The sequence below is a fragment of the Hydrogenophaga aromaticivorans genome, assembly GCF_013387465.1.
Lineage (GTDB): Bacteria > Pseudomonadota > Gammaproteobacteria > Burkholderiales > Burkholderiaceae_C > Hydrogenophaga > Hydrogenophaga aromaticivorans.
In genome coordinates, this window is record NZ_VYGV01000025.1 from 94,456 (window position 1) to 109,436 (window position 14,981).

Genomic DNA, 14,981 nt, shown 5'->3' on the forward strand with positions numbered 1-14,981 from the left:
CATGGAGCAGCACGATCTGATAGTGGTCACACCGGTCTACGAAGACGTGGAGGCCTGCAGCCGGCTGTTCAAGGAACTCGCCGACCAGTTCAATGACCGGCTGTTTGTGGTCGCCGTGGACGACGGATCCGTGCGCCAGCCCCTGGATGTAGGCTGCCTGGAAGCGGCAGGCGTCAAAGGCGTGGTGATCAAGCTCAAGCGCAACGTGGGTCACCAGAAGGCGATCGCCATCGGTCTGTCCTATGTGTCCGACAAAATCGGACCCGACCAGCGGGTAGTCGTCATGGACTCGGACGGCGAAGACATGCCCGCAACCATCCCCACGCTGCTCGAACAGCTCCAGCGCGACGACGTCGACGTGGCCGTAGCGCACCGCAAGAGCCGTGTCGAAACCTGGCGCTTCAAGCTGTTCTACGCCATCTACAAGCGCGTCTTCAAGGTCATGACGGGCCGACCGATCAGCTTCGGCAATTTCATGGCGCTCAAGCGAGCGTCTGTCAAACGCCTGGTCGCGATGCAGGAGCTACCGATCCACGTCGCCGGTGCCGTGCTGGCGTCGAAGCTGCGCACCGGGGTCTGCCCGCTGGACCGGGGTCCGCGTTACGCCGGTCAGTCCAAGATGAACTTCGTCGGCCTGGTGCTGCATGGCTTCAAGGGCCTGATGGTGTTCGCGGAAGACGTGCTGGTGCGCGTGGGCATCGCCTGTGGCCTGATCGCCGCCCTGTCGGTGGCCGGTGCCGGTACGGCGGTGGCCCTGAAGGTGATTGGCTATTCGTCACGCGGCTGGTTCTCGGTCGCCATCGGCATCCTGATCTTGATGTTCATGCAAACCGGCGCACTGGCCCTGATGACGCTGATGCTGACCGGCATCGTGCGCGGCGGAAGCACCACCATGAGCTCGGCCTACCAGGACCTGATCGACGAGGTGTTGCCGACCGCCTTGCCCCGCAGACTTCGATGAAACGCCCTTCAGCACAATTTGTTCGTTTCCTGATCAATGGCGTGCTGGCCACGGCTGTGCACTACCTGGCGCTGCGCCTGGGCATTGAGGTGCTGAAGCTGGGTTCGGCCGGCCTGGCCAACCTGCTCGCGGCGCCGCTGGGCATCGCCACCTCATTCCTGGGCAACCGGTATTTCGTTTTTCAGCGCCAGGGCGGTGACCTGCTGCAGCAGGCGCTGCGCTTCATCGGTCTCTACGCGGCCATCGCCTTGCTGCATGGCAGCCTGCTCTATGTCTGGAGTGATCTGCTCAAGTTCAACTACCACATCGGATTCCTGATCGCCGTGGCCATGCAGGTGGTGCTGGGCTACCTCGCCGGCAAACACCTGGTGTTCAAGGCCGCACCCGTTCACAGTCCGAGCCGAGACCTGCATGGTGTCTGAGTTCGGCTGCATTTCGAAAAAAGTGAGTGCCGGTGTAGGAGCCTGGGCATGAAATTTCTCAAACTGGTTTTCGCCACCGCCCTGTACCTAGCCCTGCTGTGCAGCGTGTGGCTGCTGGTCGTCAACTTCTTCAAGGTCAACGTGGTCTTTTATGCGGCCATCTGGACCGCGCTGATAGCGGTCGGTCTGCAGACCGCGCTGGTGTTGTTCACCCCGCTGCTGCGCGGCTTCAGTGGCCTGGAGAAGTTCCAGCAAGTGGCCAGTTGCGTGCTGATCGGCTACATCATGGCGATCAGCGTGCCGACCGTGATCGACCGTTCGCTCTCGTTCTACATCCTGGAAAAACTGCAGCAGCGGGGCGGAGGCATCCAGTTGTCCCGGTTCAACCAGGTCTTCACCACCGAGTACATGCGCGAGCACCGCCTGGTCGACATCCGGCTGACCGAACAAACCGAATCCGGCACCATCGTGATCCAGGGCGACTGCGTGAAGCTGACCCCCAAGGGCGAGCGGATCGCATCCTTTGGCCGCTTCTTCCGCCAGAACCTGCTGCCCAAACAGCGCCTGCTGATGGGCGAATACACCGATCAATTGACCAACCCTTTCCGGCGCAGCGATCCGGCGCCTGATTACCTCTGTCGCTAAGACTTTAGAATTCGCATCATGAAAATAGCAATCGCAGGCACCGGCTACGTCGGTCTGTCCAATGCCGTCCTTCTGGCCCAGCACAACGAAGTGGTCGCCATCGACATCGTGGCCGAGAAGGTCGAGATGCTCAACCGCAAGCAGAGCCCCATCGTCGACGCCGAAATCGAGGACTACCTCAAGAACAAGGCGCTGAACCTGCGCGCCACGACCGACAAGCACGAAGCCTATGCGGGCGCGGACTACGTCATCATCGCCACGCCCACCGATTACGACCCCGAGACCAACTACTTCAACACCCGCTCGGTGGAGTCGGTGATCGCCGACGTGGTGGCCATCAACCCGAACGCGGTGATGGTGATCAAGTCCACCATTCCGGTGGGCTTCACCGTGAAGGCGCGTGAACAGTACAAGACCGCAAACCTGATCTTTTCGCCCGAGTTCCTGCGCGAAGGCCGCGCGCTCTACGACAACCTGCACCCCACGCGCATCGTGGTGGGCGAGCAGACCGAGCGCGCGCGGGTGTTCGCCGAGCTGCTCAAGCAAGGCGCGATCAAGAAGGACATGCCCATCCTCTACACCGACTCGACCGAGGCCGAGGCGATCAAGCTCTTCGCCAACACCTACCTGGCGATGCGCGTGTCCTACTTCAACGAACTCGACAGCTACGCCGCCACGCACGGTCTGGACAGCCGCCAGATCATCGAAGGTGTGTGTCTCGACTCGCGTATCGGCCAGCACTACAACAACCCCTCGTTTGGCTACGGTGGCTACTGCCTGCCCAAGGACACCAAGCAGCTGCTCGCCAATTACCGCGACGTGCCGCAGAACCTGATCCAGGCCATCGTGGCGTCGAACAGCACGCGCAAGGATTTCATCGCCGACGAGATCATCCGGCGCAAGCCCAAGGTGGTTGGCATCTACCGCCTGATCATGAAGAGCGGTTCGGACAACTTCCGTGCCTCCAGCATCCAGGGCATCATGAAACGCATCAAGGCCAAGGGCATTGAGGTGGTGATCTACGAACCCATGTTGCCCGAGGACACGTTCTTCAACACCCAGGTGATGCGCGACCTCGACGCCTTCAAAGCCAAGGCCGACGTGATCGTGGCGAACCGCCAATCCGAGTCTCTGGCCGACGTAGCAGACAAGGTCTACACACGCGATCTTTTTGGCAGCGACTGATTCCTGGCAAGCCCCTTGAAACTCATCATCCAGATCCCCTGTTACAACGAAGCCGAGACCCTGGGCATTGCCCTCTCGGCCCTGCCCCGCCAGGTGCCCGGCTTTGATTCAGTGGAATGGCTCATCATCGATGACGGCAGCACCGACGCGACGGTGGAGGTGGCGCTCAGGCACGGGGTCGACCACGTCGTGCGCCACACACGCAACCAGGGCCTGGCGCGCGGTTTCATGAACGGCATCCAGGCCTGCCTGGAAAAAGGCGCCGACGTCATCGTCAACACCGACGCCGACAACCAGTACAACGCCGACGACATCCCGCTGCTGACCCAGCCCATCGTTGATGGCAAAGCCGACTTCGTGATCGGTGCCCGCCCGATCGAGGCCATCGAACACTTCAGCCCGATCAAGAAGCTGCTGCAAAAACTCGGCAGCTGGGTGGTGCGGGTGGCGAGCAAGACCAACATCCCCGACGCACCCAGCGGTTTTCGCGCCATCAGCCGCACCGCCGCCCGCCATCTGGTGGTGTTCAGCGACTACACCTACACGCTGGAAACCATCATCCAGGCTGGCCAGAAGAACATGGCCATCACCTCGGTGCCGATCCGCGTCAACGGCGACCTGCGCCCCTCGCGCCTGGTCAAGAGCATCTCGTCGTATATCCAGCGCAGCATCGTCACCATCATCCGGGTCTTCATCATCTACCGGCCGTTCCGCTTCTTTGGCGCAATCGGTGGGGTGCTGTTCACCGCCGGTTTTGCGATCGGCCTGCGCTTTCTCTACAAATACGTCAACAGCGACGGCGGCTACGAAGGCCATGTCCAGTCGCTGATCCTGGCCAGTTCGCTGCTGGTGATGGGTTTTCACACCCTGCTGATCGCCTTTGTGGCCGATCTGCTCTCGGCCAACCGCAAGCTGATGGAGGAGATCCGCGCCATCACGCTGGAGAACCGGGACGGCGGCAAGCACTGAGCCCAAGGCCTGGATCTCCCGCCCGACCTCGCCCGGATCTGCGAGCGGGAATGCTTGAAACGCCAACCATCGGGATTTGACGGTCTGACCGTGCGCAAGGTGCCGTACGGGAACAGTGTTTCGCACTAAGCACTTTTTAAGTCTTGCCCGGGTACAGTTTGCCGCCCGACATGACTGAAAAAAACATTGCATCCTTGAAGCCAGCCGTCAGTGGCAGATGGTGGCTGTTTGTGATCCTGTGGTGCTTGGCCCTGTGCGTTCTTTCTGCGCAAAAGATCGATGGCAGCAGCATCAAGGGCGACGCGACTCAGAACCTGATCCTTGCCAAAGGCATTTACGAGCATGGCGAGTTTTCGCTCGGTGGCGGCCTCACCAGCTTTCGCGAACCGGTCCCTCCGCTGCTGGTGGCGACCTATCTGCAGTTGTTTGCCGATCGGCACAGTCCGATGGACCTCGAGTCCATGCACTACGGTGCGCACACCCGCTTTGTCAAACTGAGCAACCTGTTCTGGGTCTTCTGGGGCCTGTTGGGCAGCTGGCTGCTGTTTTTTGAAGTGTCGCAGCGGCGCTGGCTCAGTCTGGCAGCGCCGCTGCTGAGTGCACCGTTCTTCTTCACCAACCCCCTGATCGTCAATTCGCTCTACACCGAATTGCAGGCCGGAACCCTGATGATCTGGTGCTCGTACCTGCTGGTCCGCGCAGCACAACAACCCAGCGCCTGGCGTCTGCTGCTGACCGGGGTCTTCCTCGGTCTGCTCTGCCTGACCAAGGCATTGTTTTTGCCGGTGTCCTTTGTGGTCATTGCAGCGATGATGATCAAGCAATGGCCCGAACGGCCCGGCAGCGACTGGCGCGCCTGGAAACCCATGAGCCGTGTCGGTCTGTACATCGGCCTGGGCCTGGCCGTGACGGTGCTGCCCTGGATCGGGCGCAACCACGCGCAAATGCAGTCGACCGAGATCTCGGCCGGCCGCAGCGGCTACATCCTGCTCAAGCGCGCCATGATCGACCAGATCACGGACGACGAGTTCAAGGCCGGCTTTTACCTGTTTGGTCCTCAGCCTTACAAGCAGCTGGTGGCCGGCACCGGGCTCGACGTCAAAGCCGACGAAGCGGTGAAACGCGAAGGCCGTCTGGCGCGATTGAACGGTGCGCGATCGGATTACATTGTCGACGACACACGCGCCCTCTACGCCGGTCACCCCGAGCAGGTGATCAGCTTCTACCGCAAGGCCGCTGCGGTGCACGTGCAGCTGACCCGGTTGTTCGAGCAGGCACACGATGCGCATCCCACCCTGGCAGCCGACAAGGTGATGCAGAAAGTGGCCTTGCAGCAGTTCGCCGACCATCCCTGGCGCCATTTGAAGGTCTCGCTGCTGATGTTCTGGCGTGGCTTCTGGTGTCTTTCACCCGGTACCCCCCTGCCTCTTGTCTCGGAAGCCCATCTCCGCACCACGCTCATCGTGGGCCTGAATGCCGCCGCCGGACTGGCACTGCTGTTCGTCTTCTTCAAGGCGCTGCTGCAGCGCCAGACCCCGCTGCTCTTCATGACCGCCTTGCCGGTTCTGATGATGCTGGTCTACACATTGGTGTCCCAAAACCTGCCACGCTTTTTTGCGCCGGCCGTGCCATTCATGTTGCTGAGCCTGTTCTGGTTACTGGCTCCGTCGTTGTGCCAGCGAGCGTCGCGGCGTTGAGACCGCGGAACATGCACGATACTTCTGCACCCCTGATGACCACCGACACAACGATGAACGCCTTGCACCCCGCGCCGCCCAAAATGCCGCTCCTGGGGTGGTTGCTCACCTTTGTCCTCTGTGCCGTTCTGAGTTTTTTTGCCGCCGACCACATCAAGGGCGACAGCATCAAGGGTGATGCGACGCAAAACCTGGTGATCAGCTACAACCTCTACCACCACGGCGATTTTTCACGCGGCGGCCAGCACACACACCATGTGCCGACCAGCTTCCGGGAACCCCTGCCGCCGTTTGTCACCGCCGCCTACCTGAAGCTGTTTTTCCACCCCGACCAGCCATACGACTTCGAGTCCTGGCACAACGGTGCCCACACCCGTCTCATCAAACTGGGCAATCTGTTCTGGGTCTTTGGCGGACTGCTCGCCACCGCCTTGATCGTTTTCAGCCTCACGGCCAGCCCGGTCGCTGTGCTGCTGGGCCTGGGTCTGAACTTCACCTGGTTTTTTGGCAGCCCTTTCGTCATCAATTCGCTCTACACCGAGCTGCCCGCAGCCACGCTGATGCTCTGGGCGTCCTTCTTTCTGCTGCGATCCCGGCACAGCAATACCCGGTGGTCGTTGACCCTGGCCGGGGTGTTCCTCGGTCTGTTGTGCCTGACCAAGGCCGTCTTCATTTATGTGGCGCCCGTGGCGGCCGTGTTGTTCGCCCTGATGCTGGCACGGGAACAGCACCCCGGCGGCTGGCTGCGCGCCTGGGGGCGTTCGTCTGCGTGGCTGATGCTGTGCGCCGCCCTCGTGGTTGCGCCCTGGATACTGCGCAACCAGTTGCGCCTGGGGACCGCCGAGGTGTCCTCGGGACGCTCCGGCTATGTGAGCTTCAAGCGCGCGATGATGAACCAGATGAGCGCTGAAGAGCTGCGCTACGCCTATTTCAATTTTGGTCCGCCGCTCTACAAGAGCTTGGTCAGCGAAACGGATTGGGGTCGTTTTCGGCCTGAAGACCTGCAGCGCGGCGGCGCGCTGAACCGGCTGAACTATTTCGACCCGGCCTACATCCGCGAGGAAAAGACCGCTGTGGCCCTGGGGCAGCCGGAACGGGCCACCACCTTCTATTACAAACCGGCGGCGATCTACCGCCAGCTGGTGAATATGCTGGTTGCAGGCGGACACCCCAAGCCACATGAGACCGCCGACCGCATCATGCAGCGCGAGGCCTTGAAACAGTTCGCAAGCCACCCGCTGCAACACCTCAGGATGACGCTGCTGGTGTTCTGGCGCGGCTTCTGGGCCCTGATGGCCAACACACCGCTGCCCTTTTCCCAGGACCAGGTCATAGGCCCTCTGGCCACCACGCTGAGCAACCTCGCCGCCGGCGCCGCCCTGTTCGGCGTTTTCCTCTCGGCCTTGCTGCGACGCCGGACCGCCTCTCTGGCCATCAGTGTCTTGCCGGTCTGCATGATGGGCTTGTACGCCTTGCTGTCGCACAACCTGCCCCGTTTCACCGAACCCGCGGTCCCCCTGATGTTCATCAGTGTGCTCTGGGTGACCCAGCACGCCTTGGCAGGCAAACGCCGCGCCACACTGCCTGCGCCTTGAGCACGGGTACCGCAAGGACCGGGTGGGCTGGGGGCGACAAGGTATCATCGGGGGTGCGAATTTGACCGGTCCTGGGCACGCCCCGCCCGGCTGATCAGGCCCCACAGACCCGGCATCCATGGCCCTGCGCGCCGACCGGCGGGCCCGCGTCAGCGCCGCACAACCGCTCTCCATTTCGCATTGAACGACCCTGCTCCCCGGCCCTTCCAAAATACACCTGAGCATCCGCACGCACCGAAACCTGGCCATCGCCCTGGCCTGACAACATGAAAATTCTCTATGTGGCCGGCAGGGAACTGGCGTATTCGCGCACCCGCATCATCATCAAAGCCTTGACCGAACGAGGGCACGAAGTCACGACCTGCCTTCCTCCCGACAAGTCGTTCAAGCACTACCCAGGCCTGTTGCTGAAAACCCTGCTGCAAGCGCCTCGGCACGACGTCGTCTTGACCGGCTTCTACGGCCAGCTGCTCACCCCCCTGGTGCGCCTGCTGACCTGGAAGCCGATCGTGTTCGACATGTACATCACGACCTACGACACCATGGTGTTTGACCGGGAAAAGGCCAGACCCGGTTCGCTGAAAGCCAAGCTCTACGCCCTGTCCGACTGGTTGTCGTACAAAGCCGCCAACGTGTCCATCCTGGACAGCAACCACGTGATCGCCCACTTCGGCGAATACGCCCGCTCCAGCACGAGCAAGCTGCGCCGCCTGTTCCTGGCCGTCGACAACACCGTCATCTACCCCCGGGAACGCCAGCAGAAGCACGAAGCTTTCCTGGTGCATTTCCACGGTGAGTACATCCCGTTCCATGGCGTCAAACACATCTTCCAGGCCGCCAAACTGCTGGAAAACGAGAATGTCGCGTTCCAGATCATTGGTCGTGGCCTGACCTTTGAGCAAGACATGGCCCTGCTCAAGGAACTGAACGTCCAGAACGTGAAGATCCTGGACCCGGTTCCCTACGCCGGACTGGCGACCCACATGGCGGAGGCCGATGTGTGTCTGGGCATCTTTGGCGACAACATGCGGGCCGAGCTGGTGCTGACCAACAAGGTCAACGAAGCGATCGGCATGGCCAAACCGCTGATCACACGCCGCAACGCACCGGTTCAGGAGCTGCTGCAGCACAAGGAGAGCGTGTACCTGGTGGACGCCGCCAGCCCCCGTGCGATCGCCGATGCCATCCTCGAGCTCCAGCGCGATGAAGGCCTGCGCCAAAAGATCGCCGAAAACGGTCATCGGCGCTTTCTCGAACACGGCACCATTCAGAAGCTTGGTGAAGGACTGGAAGCCATCCTGAATGAAGTCGTGAGCAAAAAGGCCTGAGCCCACACACCAGAGAAGTCGCTGGGTCGGCCTGGCTACCGCATGAACCTCAAAAAAGTCCTCTTCAAGATCGTCTCGTATGGGCTGGTGTCCGTTGCGGTGGTCTATTTCGGCCTGCAACTCAACCGGCATCTGGCCGACATTCCGCCGATAGACTGGTCCTTCGCGATCATCCTGACGCTGGTGCTGTCGATCCTGGTCACAGCGTTGAACACCCTCACCATCGCCCTCAACTGGCGCCTGTTGCTCAGGGATCAGGATGTGCATGTCTCGCTGCTGCACGTCTGGCAGATGGTGGCGGTTTCGCAGATCGGCAAATACCTGCCGGGCAATGTGGGCCATTTCGCCGGCCGGGCGGTGCTGGGCAAGGAACAGGGCATTCCAATGGGCGTGACGGTGGCCACCACCTCGATCGAGACCATCTGGAACATCATCGTGGGTGCGGCGCTGACGCTGCTGGCACTAGCGCTGGGCATCGGCGGGTTCGAGTCGGTTCTGGAAGACAGCTTCGCGACGACCGAAATGCTGGTCGCACTGCTGCTGGTGTCGGTGGCCGCGCCCACGGTGGGCATCATGGTGATGAACCGGGTGTTTCCCCGGCTGAGCCTGAAGCTCGGTGGCGGATCCCTGGTCAAGCCCCCCCGGGTCGTGACCAGCCTGGTGGTGGGCGGGATCATCCTGTTCAACCTGTTCGTACTGGGCGCCGTGCTCAAACTGCAGGCCACGTCGGTCTTTCAGGCCCACGGGGGCAACTTCTTCCTGTTTGCCCTGCTGTTCAGCGTGGCCTGGATCATCGGCTACGTGGTGCCCGGATCGCCGGGTGGCATGGGCGTGCGCGAGGCCATGATGCTGCTGCTGTTCACCCCGGTCATTGGCGCCGGCGCGACCCTGGGCATTTCCGTCACAATGCGCGTCACCTCCATCCTGGGTGACGGGCTGGCCTTCCTGCTGGGCATGGTGAGCCTGAAAATGTCGCCGCCGCCCGTACAGAACCACCGCTGAAACCGACCCTTTGTCGTCCACAAGTCCCACCATGAACAACAGACCCTGGCCTGCGTACCTGGTGGCAACCCTGTTTGCGTGTCTGGCCGTGTTCCTGGCCATTTTTGTCACGCCGCCTGGTGATCTGCCAGACGAAACCGGGCACTACGCCTATGTGGTGGACATGACCAAGGGGCGGCCATTCCCCCTGCTGGGCAAGGCGGAGATACCGCCCACCATCTGGCGCGACATCGAAGGCGTGGTCGATCACCACCGGAAAAACTACATCGTCCAGCACCCCCCGCTGTACTACGGCATCGCCGCCATTCCCTACGCGATCGCTCACCAATTCACCGAAGACAAACAGATCCTCTCGCGTGCAGCGCGGCTGGTGTCGGCCTTGTCGCTCGGCTTGCTGGTGCTCGTCCTGTTCAGGATGCTGACGTTTCTGGGCATCGCCGAAGGGACGGCCCTGGCCGGTGCCTCACTGATCGGATTCATTCCGATGGTGACCCACCTCGCCTCGGGCATTTCCAACGATCTGTTTCTGACCTTGATGAGCGCCCTGGCGACGCTCTACCTGGTGAAATATGTGGTGGATGGTCACATCCGGCACGCCTACGCGTGTGCGTTCTGGCTGGCCTGCGCCGGGGCAACCAAGATGACGGCGTGGATTCTGATCGCAGCCTACGTGGGCATTCTGTTGTTTGAGATGCGCAAACGGGGCCTGTTGTGGATCGGGCATGCGCTCGCTGTGTCGCTGCTGTCGGTCAGCACCGCGCTGTGGTGGATGCGGCGGAACATTTACCACTTTGGCGATCCCTTTTTCATCCATGGGTCGCACCTGAAGCAGAAGGTTTTTGACTACACCCTCCTGGACTTCTTCCGCCAGCAGCCGTTTTTCGAATGGCTGCTGTACCACTTCTACGCCTTGATCGGGTTTTCGGGCTATTGCCAGACACCTCAGACCGCAGAACAGGTTCAACGCCTGTGCCACGGCGTCAAGCTGTTCCGGGTGGAAGGCCCGTCCTACTGGGTGTTCACCGCACTGGCGCTGGTCTGCGTGCTGGCGCTGCTGGCGGCCATCGCGCGAAACGCCTGGCGCGCGACGGCCGTTCGTCCAGAGCCGAAAGGCTGGATCAGCTTCCAGGCATGGGCGTCTTCCCTGTTGGGCAACGGGTCGGTTCGCAAGCTGCTCTTTGTCTTGCTGTTCACGCTGGGCACAGCTGGCGTGGCCTTTGCGCTGATGAACAGCCACAACTCCGCATGGAGGGTGACCGCACTGCCTTTTGGCGCCAGCTTTCTGCTGGCGTTTGCCGGCTTTCTGGGGCTCGCCAGCGTGTTCACGAGCGACCAGCCTCAACACCGGCTGACCGCCTATGGCCCCCTGCTGCTGACGCTGTTCGTGGCACTGCTGTTTTACCAGGGCTACAAGGCCATCCTGTTGACGGGATCACCCCACGGCATTCAGGGGCGCTACCTGCTGCCCTTTGTCCCCCTGTTGCTGGCTTCGTTCATGCTCGCCACCAAGACCTTCCGGTACCAGGCGCAACTGCTGTTCGTGATCTGCCTGGGCATGGGCTGGGCCTATGTCAACGCCTATGCCACCTATGTGATCCCATTCTTCCAATTCGTGCGGATATGAGCAAACTCATCAAGACCTTGCTGCTCACTGCGGCGCTGTTCGCCGGGTTTGCCGCGTTGACCTGGTCGCTCAGCAAAGACAAGGTGCCGTACTTCGGCAACACGATGGTGCTGGACCAGAAGGAAATCACCGCCATCTCACCTGTGGGGCCGTTCGGCGGGTCATTTCTGCTGAGCCAGAAAATGGACATGGGTCACATCAATTTCCGTGACGAATTCCTGGATCGGCCCATCTGCCTGTCGCTGTTCCTGGACAAGAACTTCCCCCACTTCAAGCACGTGCCCTTCAAACTGGCCCTGGTTGGCGACAACCTGAATGTGGTCAAGGTACTCAGCACGGCCGTGATCAAGGACGACTTTGGTCGCATCTGCTTCGACGACACCACGCTGGGCCAGCTGAAGGACCAGCAGGTTTCCATCCAGATTTCAGCCGAATCGCCCTCCCAGACCAACATCGCCCGGGTGATCATGACGCCCCACAAGAAGGGGGCCCCCGCCGAGATCGACGGCGTCGCATCCAATCTGTCCCTCCCCTTTACGCTCGAAGTCCGGCAACCCATTTCCAGGCACCAGTGGATGTCCTTCGTGGTCATCAACCTGATCGTCAGCCTGGTGCTTGCGATCGTGTTCGTGCAATCTTTCTCAAGAACCCGTTCCTGAAGCGCCTGGGCGCGCTTCCACCTCCACTCCAGAGACTCACCTTCAAGGACATACCCATGATTTTGGTAACAGGGGCCGCTGGCTTCATCGGATCGAACTTTGTGATTGACTGGCTGGCCCAGAGCGGCGAGGCCGTGGTCAATCTGGACAAGCTGACCTACGCCGGCAACCCCGAAAATCTCAAGAACCTGCAAGGCGACGCACGGCATGTGTTCGTGCAGGGCGATATCGGCGACCGGGCACTGGTTGACCAGCTGCTGAAAGACCATGCCCCCCGCGCCGTGGTGAACTTTGCAGCCGAGAGCCACGTGGACCGGTCGATTCATGGCCCCGGCGAGTTCATCCAGACCAACGTGGTCGGGACCTTCAACCTGCTGGAGTCGGTGCGTGCCCACTGGACAGCGCTGGGCGACGCCGACAAGGCCGCCTTCCGTTTCCTGCACGTGTCCACCGATGAGGTCTATGGCACCCTGGGCCCCGACGATGCGCCGTTCACCGAGACCACCCCCTTCGCGCCGAACAGCCCGTATTCGGCATCCAAGGCATCGTCTGACCACCTGGTGCGCGCCTACCACCACACCTACGGCATCCCGGTCCTGACCACCAACTGCTCCAACAACTACGGCCCGTACCACTTCCCCGAAAAGCTCATCCCGCTGGTGATCGTCAATGCCCTGCAGGGCAAGCCCCTGCCGATCTATGGCGATGGACAGCAGGTGCGCGACTGGCTGTTCGTGAAGGACCATTGCAGCGCCATCCGCCGCGTGCTGGAAGCGGGCCAGCCCGGCGAAACCTACAACGTGGGTGGCTGGAACGAGATGGCCAACATCGAGATCGTGCAAAAGGTCTGCGCCCTGCTCGACGAATTCCGCCCGCGGGCCGATGGCAAGCCCTACAACGAACAGATCACCTACGTGAAAGACCGCCCGGGTCACGATCGCCGTTACGCCATCGACGCCCGGAAGATCCACACGGAACTGGGCTGGAAGCCGGTCGAGACCTTTGAAAGCGGCATCCGCAAGACGGTGCAGTGGTACCTCGACAACCCCGAGTGGGTGGCCCATGTGCAAAGTGGTGCCTACCGCAACTGGATCGGCACGCAATACGGTGCCGCTGCATGAACATTCTCCTGACCGGCAAGAATGGTCAGCTGGGCTTTGAACTGCAGCGGTCGCTGGCGCCGCTGGGTCGGGTGTTTGCGGTCGACTCCAGCGACTGCGACCTCGAAGACAGCGAAGCCGTGCGCGAGCTGGTGCGCCGGGTCCGACCGCAGGTGGTGGTGAACCCTGCGGCGTTCACGGCGGTGGATCTGGCCGAGTCCCATGCGGACAAAGCCATGGCCGTGAATGCCGTGGCGCCCGGCGTGCTCGGCGAAGAAGCGCATCGGCTGGGCGCACCGGTGATCCACTTCTCGACCGACTACGTGTTCGACGGTGAGAAAGGGGCGCCTTATGTCGAGGACGATGCCCCCCAGCCGCAGTCGGTTTATGGTCGCAGCAAGCTCCTGGGAGAAATCGCGCTAAGGCAGGCCTGTCCCAAGCACCTCATCCTGCGCACCAGCTGGGTGTTCGGGGCGCATGGACAGAACTTCGCCAAGACCATGTTGCGGCTCGCCCAAGAGCGCAGCGAGCTGCGCGTGGTGTCCGACCAGATCGGCGCCCCCACGTCGGCTGCGCTGCTGGCCGATCTCACGGCCCATCTGGTGCGCCAGCTCCAGCAGTCCGACCACGCCTCTTTTCCTTTCGGGCTCTACCACGTGACGGCCTCTGGCGAGACCTCCTGGCACGCGTACGCCCGGTACGTTCTGGAACAGGCGACAATCAAGGGTTACGAACTGCGGACGAGCCCGGACCGGGTGATGCCCATCACCACCGACGCCTACCCCACACTGGCCAAACGTCCACGGGACTCCCGGCTGGATTCGTCCAGGTTCAAACGCAGCTTCGCCCTGGAATTACCCCACTGGGAGCAAGGCTTGAACCACATACTGCAACAGATCTTATGAGCACCTCTCAACGCAAAGGCATCATCCTGGCTGGCGGGTCCGGCACACGCCTCTACCCGGTCACACAGGCGGTGAGCAAGCAACTCATGCCCGTGTATGACAAGCCGATGGTCTACTACCCCTTGAGCACCCTGATGCTGGCGGGTATCCGTGACATCCTGGTGATTTCGACACCGCACGACACGCCCCGCTTCCAGGAGCTGCTGGGCGACGGCAGCCAGTGGGGCCTGAACCTGGAATATGCGGTCCAGCCCAGCCCGGACGGCCTCGCCCAGGCCTTCGTGATTGGTGAAAAATTCATAGGTGACAGCCCCTCTTCCCTGGTGCTCGGCGACAACATCTTCTACGGCCACGATTTCGCCGCCTTGCTTCACAACGCCGGTCAGCGCACCGAAGGCGCCACGGTGTTCGCCTACCACGTGACCGACCCGGAGCGCTATGGCGTGGCCGAATTTGACCCGTCGGGCAAGGTGCTGAGCCTGGAAGAAAAGCCGAAGCACCCCAAAAGCAACTACGCGGTCACGGGCCTGTATTTCTACGACAACGATGTGGCCCGCCTGGCCAAGGACCTTAAACCGTCCCCCCGCGGCGAGCTGGAGATCACCGATCTCAACCGCCTGTACCTGGAAGCCAACAAGCTGCAGGTGGAGGTGATGGGCCGGGGCTACGCCTGGCTGGACACCGGCACCCACGACAGCCTGCTCGAAGCGGGCCAGTTCATCGCCACGCTGGAAAAGCGCCAGGGCCTCAAGGTCGCCTGCCCCGAAGAAATCGCCTACCGGCACCGCTGGATCGATGCCGGGCAGATGGAAGCCCTGATCAAGCCCCTGTCAAAGAACGGCTACGGTCAGTACCTGCAACAGATCCTGCGGGAAGACGTGCGATAAGC

At 61.7% G+C, this 14,981-nt stretch carries 14 protein-coding genes; all 14 read left to right on the forward strand.

What is annotated here, in order from left to right; genetic code table 11:
• The first annotated feature begins 1 nt into the window (after nucleotide 1).
• The 14 genes from F3K02_RS22535 to rfbA all read left to right on the forward strand — a co-directional run bounded on the left by F3K02_RS22535 (nucleotide 2) and on the right by rfbA (nucleotide 14,979).
• The gene (locus F3K02_RS22535; RefSeq protein WP_177138160.1) at nucleotides 2–961 is read left to right on the forward strand and encodes a glycosyltransferase; all 960 of its coding nucleotides are present in this window, start codon (nucleotides 2–4) and stop codon (nucleotides 959–961) included.
• Nucleotides 958–1,383 (forward strand): GtrA family protein, encoded by a 426-nt coding sequence (locus F3K02_RS22540; protein ID WP_177138161.1) that lies wholly within the window; start codon nucleotides 958–960, stop codon nucleotides 1,381–1,383. Before F3K02_RS22535 ends, F3K02_RS22540 begins: the two co-directional genes overlap by 4 nt.
• Before the next feature lie 48 nt (nucleotides 1,384–1,431).
• The gene (locus F3K02_RS22545) at nucleotides 1,432–2,028 is read left to right on the forward strand and encodes a hypothetical protein (RefSeq protein WP_177138162.1); all 597 of its coding nucleotides are present in this window, start codon (nucleotides 1,432–1,434) and stop codon (nucleotides 2,026–2,028) included.
• A gap of 18 nt (nucleotides 2,029–2,046) precedes the next feature.
• Nucleotides 2,047–3,213, forward strand: coding sequence for a nucleotide sugar dehydrogenase (locus tag F3K02_RS22550; RefSeq protein ID WP_177138164.1), 1,167 nt, complete (start codon nucleotides 2,047–2,049; stop codon nucleotides 3,211–3,213).
• Between the two features lie 15 nt (nucleotides 3,214–3,228).
• The gene (locus tag F3K02_RS22555; RefSeq protein ID WP_177138165.1) at nucleotides 3,229–4,182 is read left to right on the forward strand and encodes a glycosyltransferase family 2 protein; all 954 of its coding nucleotides are present in this window, start codon (nucleotides 3,229–3,231) and stop codon (nucleotides 4,180–4,182) included.
• Between the two features lie 170 nt (nucleotides 4,183–4,352).
• A complete protein-coding gene (locus tag F3K02_RS22560) occupies nucleotides 4,353–5,879 on the forward strand; it encodes a hypothetical protein (RefSeq protein ID WP_218179554.1) in 1,527 nt (508 codons plus the stop codon).
• A gap of 11 nt (nucleotides 5,880–5,890) precedes the next feature.
• Complete coding sequence (locus F3K02_RS22565) at nucleotides 5,891–7,474, forward strand: ArnT family glycosyltransferase (RefSeq protein ID WP_218179555.1); 1,584 nt, start codon at nucleotides 5,891–5,893, stop codon at nucleotides 7,472–7,474.
• Nucleotides 7,475–7,740: 266 nt separating this feature from the next.
• On the forward strand, nucleotides 7,741–8,802 hold the full coding sequence (locus tag F3K02_RS22570) for a glycosyltransferase (RefSeq protein WP_177138169.1): 1,062 nt from the start codon (nucleotides 7,741–7,743) through the stop codon (nucleotides 8,800–8,802).
• Between the two features lie 42 nt (nucleotides 8,803–8,844).
• Nucleotides 8,845–9,804, forward strand: a complete 960-nt coding sequence (locus F3K02_RS22575) for a lysylphosphatidylglycerol synthase domain-containing protein (RefSeq protein WP_177138179.1) — start codon at nucleotides 8,845–8,847, stop codon at nucleotides 9,802–9,804.
• Nucleotides 9,805–9,835: 31 nt separating this feature from the next.
• Nucleotides 9,836–11,428, forward strand: coding sequence for a glycosyltransferase family 39 protein (locus F3K02_RS22580; protein WP_177138181.1), 1,593 nt, complete (start codon nucleotides 9,836–9,838; stop codon nucleotides 11,426–11,428).
• A complete protein-coding gene (locus F3K02_RS22585) occupies nucleotides 11,425–12,087 on the forward strand; it encodes a hypothetical protein (RefSeq protein ID WP_177138183.1) in 663 nt (220 codons plus the stop codon). The genes F3K02_RS22580 and F3K02_RS22585 overlap by 4 nt, the downstream gene beginning before the upstream one ends.
• Before the next feature lie 56 nt (nucleotides 12,088–12,143).
• The gene (gene rfbB, locus F3K02_RS22590; RefSeq protein WP_177138185.1) at nucleotides 12,144–13,208 is read left to right on the forward strand and encodes a dTDP-glucose 4,6-dehydratase; all 1,065 of its coding nucleotides are present in this window, start codon (nucleotides 12,144–12,146) and stop codon (nucleotides 13,206–13,208) included.
• Nucleotides 13,205–14,092: a dTDP-4-dehydrorhamnose reductase gene (rfbD, locus tag F3K02_RS22595; protein ID WP_177138187.1), complete on the forward strand. Its 888-nt coding sequence runs from the start codon at nucleotides 13,205–13,207 to the stop codon at nucleotides 14,090–14,092. The genes rfbB and rfbD overlap by 4 nt, the downstream gene beginning before the upstream one ends.
• A complete protein-coding gene (rfbA, locus tag F3K02_RS22600; RefSeq protein ID WP_177138189.1) occupies nucleotides 14,089–14,979 on the forward strand; it encodes a glucose-1-phosphate thymidylyltransferase RfbA in 891 nt (296 codons plus the stop codon). The genes rfbD and rfbA overlap by 4 nt, the downstream gene beginning before the upstream one ends.
• Nucleotides 14,980–14,981: the final 2 nt, after the last annotated feature.

What these genes read in the sequence shown, in the direction of transcription:
- rfbD (WP_177138187.1), top strand. Translation starts at nt 13,205, where the DNA reads ATGAACATTCTCCTGACCGGCAAGAATGGTCAGCTGGGCTTTGAACTG.
- F3K02_RS22575 (WP_177138179.1), top strand. Translation starts at nt 8,845, where the DNA reads ATGAACCTCAAAAAAGTCCTCTTCAAGATCGTCTCGTATGGGCTGGTG.
- F3K02_RS22550 (WP_177138164.1), top strand. Translation starts at nt 2,047, where the DNA reads ATGAAAATAGCAATCGCAGGCACCGGCTACGTCGGTCTGTCCAATGCC.
- F3K02_RS22560 (WP_218179554.1), top strand. Translation starts at nt 4,353, where the DNA reads ATGACTGAAAAAAACATTGCATCCTTGAAGCCAGCCGTCAGTGGCAGA.
- F3K02_RS22535 (WP_177138160.1), top strand. Translation starts at nt 2, where the DNA reads ATGGAGCAGCACGATCTGATAGTGGTCACACCGGTCTACGAAGACGTG.
- rfbB (WP_177138185.1), top strand. Translation starts at nt 12,144, where the DNA reads ATGATTTTGGTAACAGGGGCCGCTGGCTTCATCGGATCGAACTTTGTG.
- F3K02_RS22585 (WP_177138183.1), top strand. Translation starts at nt 11,425, where the DNA reads ATGAGCAAACTCATCAAGACCTTGCTGCTCACTGCGGCGCTGTTCGCC.
- F3K02_RS22570 (WP_177138169.1), top strand. Translation starts at nt 7,741, where the DNA reads ATGAAAATTCTCTATGTGGCCGGCAGGGAACTGGCGTATTCGCGCACC.
- F3K02_RS22565 (WP_218179555.1), top strand. Translation starts at nt 5,891, where the DNA reads ATGCACGATACTTCTGCACCCCTGATGACCACCGACACAACGATGAAC.
- F3K02_RS22580 (WP_177138181.1), top strand. Translation starts at nt 9,836, where the DNA reads ATGAACAACAGACCCTGGCCTGCGTACCTGGTGGCAACCCTGTTTGCG.
- rfbA (WP_177138189.1), top strand. Translation starts at nt 14,089, where the DNA reads ATGAGCACCTCTCAACGCAAAGGCATCATCCTGGCTGGCGGGTCCGGC.
- F3K02_RS22545 (WP_177138162.1), top strand. Translation starts at nt 1,432, where the DNA reads ATGAAATTTCTCAAACTGGTTTTCGCCACCGCCCTGTACCTAGCCCTG.
- F3K02_RS22540 (WP_177138161.1), top strand. Translation starts at nt 958, where the DNA reads ATGAAACGCCCTTCAGCACAATTTGTTCGTTTCCTGATCAATGGCGTG.